Annotated in this window: 1 protein-coding gene; it reads right to left on the bottom strand. The window is 68.0% G+C overall.

Annotated elements, in window-relative coordinates:
* Nucleotides 1-278 (bottom strand): hypothetical protein (locus AC0IZJ_RS28435; protein WP_471855608.1); only part of this gene is annotated, 278 nt, incomplete at both ends.

Below are 278 nucleotides of genomic sequence, written 5' to 3'. Positions count from 1 at the left end.
CCCAGCTGCGTGCTGGTCAGCGCCTGGACCTGGCCAGAGGCCAGCGTGCCGAACTGGCCGCTGCTCAGGCTGTTCAGATCGGCCGTGCCGAGCGTGTTGACCTGGCTGCTCGTCAGTGCGTTGAGCTGCGTGGAGGACAGGGCGCGCAGCTGATCGCTGGTGAGACCGTCGAGCTGAGCGGAAGACAGGTTGCGCAGGGCTGCGGTCGAGATGGACTTGATGTCCTCGGTCTCGATGGCGGCGAGCTGAGCGGTGGAGAGCGCGGCGGCCTGAGCGGA

Source organism: Roseateles sp. AC306 (genome assembly GCF_979253795.1).
The sequence above is the reverse complement of the archived record's forward strand: the minus strand, read 5'-3'. Positions and strand labels throughout refer to the sequence as shown.